The organism is Parafilimonas sp. (assembly GCF_051953455.1).
Classification (GTDB): Bacteria; Bacteroidota; Bacteroidia; order Chitinophagales; family Chitinophagaceae; genus Parafilimonas.
Genome location: NZ_JBQCIT010000034.1, coordinates 103,299 through 109,490, shown reverse-complemented (window position 1 = coordinate 109,490; position 6,192 = coordinate 103,299). Strand labels below are relative to the sequence as shown.

5 protein-coding genes are annotated in these 6,192 nt (G+C 40.2%); 2 read left to right on the top strand and 3 right to left on the bottom strand.

Going from position 1 to position 6,192, the window contains the following annotated elements; genetic code table 11:
- Positions 1-40 precede the first annotated feature (40 nt).
- Both ACTHN6_RS13890 and ACTHN6_RS13885 read left to right on the top strand, forming a co-directional pair.
- On the top strand, positions 41-520 hold the full coding sequence (locus ACTHN6_RS13890; protein ID WP_440436372.1) for a helix-turn-helix domain-containing protein: 480 nt from the start codon (positions 41-43) through the stop codon (positions 518-520).
- A 136-nt stretch (positions 521-656) separates the two neighbouring features.
- Positions 657-1,586 (top strand): polysaccharide deacetylase family protein, encoded by a 930-nt coding sequence (locus ACTHN6_RS13885; RefSeq protein WP_440436371.1) that lies wholly within the window; start codon positions 657-659, stop codon positions 1,584-1,586.
- Positions 1,587-1,658: 72 nt separating this feature from the next.
- Here the strand turns inward: ACTHN6_RS13885 and ACTHN6_RS13880 are convergent, their stop codons facing one another.
- The 3 genes from ACTHN6_RS13880 to ACTHN6_RS13870 form a co-directional block, all read right to left on the bottom strand.
- The gene (locus tag ACTHN6_RS13880) at positions 1,659-3,941 is read right to left on the bottom strand and encodes a M4 family metallopeptidase (protein WP_440436370.1); all 2,283 of its coding nucleotides are present in this window, start codon (positions 3,939-3,941) and stop codon (positions 1,659-1,661) included.
- A 26-nt stretch (positions 3,942-3,967) separates the two neighbouring features.
- Positions 3,968-5,086, bottom strand: coding sequence for a hypothetical protein (locus ACTHN6_RS13875; protein ID WP_440436369.1), 1,119 nt, complete (start codon positions 5,084-5,086; stop codon positions 3,968-3,970).
- Between the two features lie 390 nt (positions 5,087-5,476).
- Positions 5,477-5,998: a hypothetical protein gene (locus ACTHN6_RS13870; protein WP_440436368.1), complete on the bottom strand. Its 522-nt coding sequence runs from the start codon at positions 5,996-5,998 to the stop codon at positions 5,477-5,479.
- Between the last annotated feature and the right edge of the window lie 194 nt (positions 5,999-6,192).

The following is a 6,192-nucleotide window of genomic DNA, read 5'->3' as shown; positions in this document are numbered from 1 at the left end:
TTAAAAGAATAATACCGGTTAACAGAAAAACTTTCCATGCATGATTGCAGCAGGTGTTTTTTTTCTGCAAGCAAAACAATACGGCTATCTTTTTTTAGAGGTAATTAAGGAATACAGCTCTGAACACAATCTTACTTCGTCTGTTGCTGACAAACAACCTAAAAGAGAACGCAAACAGAAATCCGAAACGGCAAAAGAAGATACTAAAAACTCAAGCTATACATTGTTCAGGGAAGGAAATTCTGTAGAAGAAATAGCTAAGCTGCGCAACCTTGCTATTGGAACCATTGAAGGTCATCTTATATTTTATATCAAACGCGGCATGATATTAATTCATGAGCTGGTAGAGCGGGAAAAAATTGTTTTGATAGAGCCGCATGTAGAACATTTGGAAAACAGCGCTTCCATTACATCCATAAAAGAAAAACTGGGCGATAATATAAGTTTTAGCGAGATAAGAATGATGCTTGCTGCGAAAGAATGGGAAAGAACGAAAGATGAAACTGATAAAGAAGATTAGAAACCTGGGTCAACAAAAAATGCCATTAGCAGCTACCGGCCTGACGCCATTAAATGAATTAAGCGATTCCTGAAACGCCAGTATGACCCATTCTTAACCAAATTGAAATAATACGTTATATGTATAACTTCATGTTATGAAAAATCGTTTTTATTTAATCATCCCGTTGGTATTATTATGCCTGAATGTAACTGCGCAGCAAAGCATACAGGAAAAGTTAGGCTATTCAAAAGATGCAAAGCTGTTAATACTACATGCAGATGACCTGGGTTTGTCTCATTCAGAAGATTCTGCAAGTATTTACTTGTTGGAAAAGGGTTTAATAAGCTCGGGAAGCATCATCGCTCCTGCGCCCTGGTTTTCTGAGATAGCTGCTTATGCAGCAGAGCATCCCAGTGCAGATATAGGCATTCATCTTACGCTTACAAGTGAGTGGCAATATTATAAATGGGGCGCTGTTGCCGGTAATGACAAAACCAAAAGTTTGCTGAATACCAACGGCTATTTTTATAATGATTTAGACAGCCTTGGCAAGTTAGCCCTGCTTGCTGAAATTGAAACCGAATTGCGGGCCCAGATTGAAAAAGCAATTCATTCCGGCATTCATCCTTCACACCTCGATTCTCACATGGGCAGTTGCTTTTTCAATAAAGATTTTTTAAAAATATACCTGAAACTTGCGCGTGAATATAAATTGCCATGTCTTTTAAACACAGCCGCTTTTAAATTGGTTTACCAGGTGGATATAAGCGATTTGATTACAGACAAAGATGTGCTGACAGATAATGTGTATATGGCTTTTCCTGCCAACAGGCTGCAGGGCATGAATGCTTATTACACGCAGATATTGAACAACCTGCCTGCCGGCCTTAACTGCATTTTGTTTCATGCTGCTTATGATGACGATGAAATGAAAGCCATAACTATGAACCATCCTGATTATGGGGCAGCGTGGCGGCAGGAAGATTTTAATTTCTTTTCCAGCGATATGTGCAGGCAGCTATTAGCTAAAAATAATATTCATCTTATAACCTGGCGCGAAATAAAAGATAAACTAATGCCATAAAAAACTGATCCCCTCTTATTAAAGGGAATCAGTTTTAATCTTGTAAAGTTTAATATTCGTCAATTAATTTTACTAATTGCTCTTAATTATCTTCTTTACAAGCTTTGAATTGCCAAAGTTTACTTCGAGCATATACACTCCTGAGGCAAGCCGGGCGCCATCAAGCATCAACCTGTTGCTGCCTTTAATAAGGTTAACGCCAGGCCGCTGCAGCACTTTTGCACCAAATGAATTGTAAACTGTTACATCAGCCTTACCGTCACCTTTCGCGTTTATGGTTAATGTAAACGACTGTGCAAACGGGTTAGGTGCAATATTTATACTTTGATCGGGTAAAGTATTTGCTATAGCTGCATTGGGAGCCACTGAAGTATCAGCCTTCAAAGAAACAGGATTTCTTAACCCTTTTTCAGCATCACTCATTATTACCTCTTCAGGCATAGCCCATCTTGTAGCAGAACATGGCTCGAGATAAGCAACAAAATTGGAGCCGTTTTGAGCCGTAAACCCAGGTAGCAGGATTACTTTATCCCTTGCTGTAAAATAGGTGATAGTACTGCTTGGTGTAATGGTGGTTGTGGAACTACCGCCTCCATAAGTTGTGCTGATTGCCTGCACCCATGTTCCGCTTGCGGGGTAATTGCCATAAGCGTATTGAATGTAAGCAGGTGATTGTGATTCCACACCAACGGCATGCCAGGCATTGCCAACAGAAATGATTTCCTGTGAACACTGGCCGTATAAATCCCAGGCGGCCCGCAGCGATGCATACCTGGCATCAATATACTGTGAACCTGATGTCAGGTATTCCGTTAATGCACGATAGGCAATAAGCCTCGCCTTAAAACGCGTTATACCTATTACATTATAACTTTCTCCTTTATCATTGGTACCGCTTCCGCCTTCAGACAAAAGATAAAACCAGTGATTTTGAACACCGCTGTTTGTATGCACACCTCCATTATCCGCGGTTCCGGTATACCAATTCGTTCCCTTGTACGTGTCCGGATCGCCATAAGCATTAGGATTAATAAAACTTCTTATGGCGCCGCGATCTGCGCCAACGAGGTAATCATTAATGCCTTCAGACCAGCTTTCAACCATTTCTCCAAAAATATCGCTGAACGATTCATTCAAAGCGCCGGATTCATTTACATAATCCAGCCCGGCTTCAGACTGGGTAACACCATGTGTAAACTCATGTCCCATTATATCGTTTGTATTCCAGTCATCTGTGGCAGCGCTTGTGCTTCCTGCGCCAAAAATGGTACTGTTGCCGGTGCAACCCCAGCAGGCATTGTTAAGACCGAGGCCTGGTTGGTTTGAATTGTTATATGCAATCATGTCTCCGGCTGCATTATTCCAGCTTGTACGTGCATGCTGGCCCAGGTAATAATTATAAGTTTGCTGTGCACCCCACATTGCCTGAACAGCAGACTGCGTTAAAGCCGTTGCACCCCAGGTATTATCCAGGTCAGTATAGTAAGTGTTGGATGCCGAACCACCGTTGCAGTTATAAACATATATATCTGTTAACTGGCAATCATTGTGTGAGCGGTAGGTGCTCCCTGTATATTCGGTATTAACACTTACCGAACCGTTAAAGGCTGATGTACCGGTTCCTCCTGAACAAGCCATCGAAATATCAACAGTTCTCATAACCTGGCCGGTAAGTGCATTAACAAATACTTTTTTTGCCATTACTTCAGACTGGTCCGGATAAATGTTGAATTGCCACGCCAGCCTGTAATCTGCGGGGTTGAATTTACCATCATATTTAACAGGCGCATATACTAATGTTCCTTTTGGATAATAGGTGGCGTTTTGATCTTTTTGCTGGCGTTTCAGTTCTTTTTCCATTTCAGCATTCTGCCATAAATATCTACCGGCATTCATAAATTGCAAGGCGGCATCCAATGCACGTTTTTCTGTAACAGCCGGTGAGTTTCCCAATTTTAAGCCGGTAACGAGCCTGCCATTCGCTGATGCTACAAATCCATCAGGCTGCTGATGCACAATATATTCTCCATATACCACAGGATGATTTTTATAGTATTGCTGGTATCTATAGTGTGAATAATTTATTTCATCTTTTTTTACTTTTTGAATAACCATATCGTCGTTATCCGATAATTCAAAAGCGGCTTTAAAATCTTTAAATATAGATCTTGGTTTAATGGAAGAATCTTCGAAGAATGTTATCCATTCCCTTGTGCTGCCCGCTTTGGCCATTTTCTGAAGCTTAGCAGTAAGCGGCGTGCCCGCCTGCCCAAATGCAGAAGCAGTAATAATCACCAGCAACAACAATAACGGCGGGCGGATATTTTCCGTAATATATTTTACAAAGCTTTTCATGTCAATAATTTTTAGATTGATAAAACTTATTTCTTCAATGCTTCAATATCTGCCTGCAGTTTTTTGTTCTCTTTACCTAACTGGATAACATACAGGGTAAGTTCTTCAATCTTTTCCATCATCGCCTTATTCATTTCCGCTACTTTCAAACCGTCTTTTTCAACTTCGCTTGCCGGCGCAATACCGGGCAAATGTTTATTATCGTTTATATATTTTTCAAGCTCATCTATTGACCTGAGTTTATAATCTTTTTCAAATACATAATCGCACCAACCGGTTTCAACACGTACTTCCTTTGCGCGTATGGTACCGCATACCTCCAGCTTATAAACAGGCGCTGTAACACCAATACCAACATTACCATTTGAAAGATTTACCGTCATTCTGCTTGAACCGGCACCGAGAAAGTCAAACTGGTCGCCGTTATCAGAATATTGTAAGCCCCATGTTGGAAAGCCGGGCGAATGAGCGATGACCATGCGGGCAGTATTAACAGTGCCTGAAGCAAACATATACATCATAGGAGCTGGTGTAGTGCCAGGATTGGCAAATTGAATGGACTGTGTGCCTGCAGTGAAAGTTAAATTACCCGCCAGCTGTTGATTGCCTGCCACATCTAATTTAGCTGCCGGTGTAGCTGTTCCTATCCCAATATTGCCGTTGGAGAGATTGATAGCTAACTTACTTGAACCTGCGCCAAGAAAATCGAACTGGTCAATACCATCATTGTATTGCAAGCCCCAATCCTGATAGGTTGAAGAATGGGCAAACACCATGCGGTTGTTATTGGCGGTACCGGATTTAAACATGTATATCATGGGTTTAGCTAAAGCGGCCGGGTTTGCAAACTGGATAAGTTGGTTCCCACCAACGAAATTAAGATTGCCTGACAGCGTCTGATTTCCCACTACGTGAAAAATTGTAGAGGGATTAGTAGTTCCAATTCCAACTTTACCATCGGCCGTAATCCGCATTTTCTCAACCGCGTTTGTAATTATACGAAGTGCATGGTTATTGGTCGTACCCAAAGTTGTATCAGTAGCCGACGCATTACCGCCAAATTTCCAGTTTTGAGCGTTTGTTTTTTGCAGGCTGCCAATCATTAACGCAGCTACCGCCAATGCGAGTGTTAAATTCTTTTTCATGTGAGTGTTTTTATAAATAAAAGATTAGCGCTTACTCTTTTAAAAGGTTTTCAGCTTCCCCTTTGTTTGCAGATAAAAGCAGTAACAATTGATTCGTTAATCAATGATAAATAAATAGAAATAAAAGGATTGAAGACTTCAGTGATAAAGAAAGCTGTTTAAATAGTCGTAACCAATTTCCAATAGGGAACAAATCCGGCGGTTCCCTCGAAAAATATTAGCACATTAAAGGTTAGAAGTTTTTATCTTGATTTTCTGAAAAGAAAATTATTTAGAGATCAATAATCACATCGCAGGGAAAGCCTGGAAATAGAAATCAAACAGAAAACGTTTTCAAAGTAAAATTTTAGAAGGGCATAGCAATCTGATTCACAGCTTAACGCTTAATTACTAAGCTTTCTCTCCCACAAACTGATCGCTTTGATGTTTAAACAGCACATTAAAAGTGGTGAGGCTGCCGTAAATACGGGTGATATATTGCTGAAGATCTATCTTGTCTTCATCGGATAATAATTTATGGGCGTTAATGCGTTGTTCCATAACACGCAGCCTGTCGCGCAGCATAACAATCTTATGAAAGAATGTTTCAACGGGTACTTCCTTTTCTTTTAAGGCGGCATCGCCCGGTTTTAAAATCATCAGGCCGTTTTTCCACTTATCTCCCAAAGGAATTAATTCTGTAACATCACTCCATTCGCGTAATATTTTTATAAGCGCATCCTCAGCCTCCGAAAAACTCACATTATATTCCGGCTCTATTCTTTCAATAATTTCAAGCTCAAAATCCTTTGACACAGGCTTTATCCCTGCTTCTGTGAAACAAACATCATAGTTCCTTCTATGCAAACGGATAACTACACCTGTTCCAAAAGACGGATGCTTTACACGCGAACCAATTCCTAAAATTTCCATTGATAATTTTTTATAAAAATAATGATGCCGTTAATATTAAAAGATCAGAATAGCCTGAATATCCACTCAACTAAAAATATAATTATAATGGCGCCTACGATTATTATACCGAAAACATAAGGCATCAATCTTTTCTTTTCATCATCGTTGTTTAGCATAAAACAAATTTAATAATGAAACCGCAGGCGGGTTTA